The following is a 236-nucleotide window of genomic DNA, read 5'->3' as shown; positions in this document are numbered from 1 at the left end:
AATATTTTCTTTTAAAATACGATGGCGCTAACAATATTCAAATCATTCTAAATAAATAACATTTGTGACCATCTATTATATAATTCTGATCGACGCTCTAAATGCTTCGCACGATTATAAGCAGATTCTACTTTATCTTTAGGTGTATGTGCTAGCATTGCATCGATCACGTGCCGATCCGCAGGGAAGTGCTCATTCATAATCGTTGAGAAAGTAGAGCGCCAACCGTGTGGGAC

At 37.7% G+C, this 236-nt stretch carries 1 pseudogene; it reads right to left on the bottom strand.

Annotated elements, in window-relative coordinates:
- Positions 1 to 47: 47 nt before the first annotated feature.
- Positions 48 to 236: pseudogene (locus HBA93_RS23580) on the bottom strand (integrase); the annotation flags it as partial.

This window comes from Ochrobactrum sp. SFR4 (genome assembly GCF_019730395.1).
Taxonomy (GTDB): Bacteria; Pseudomonadota; Alphaproteobacteria; order Rhizobiales; family Rhizobiaceae; genus Pseudochrobactrum.
Note: the sequence above shows the minus strand (reverse complement) of the source record. Positions and strands in the feature narration are given on the sequence as shown.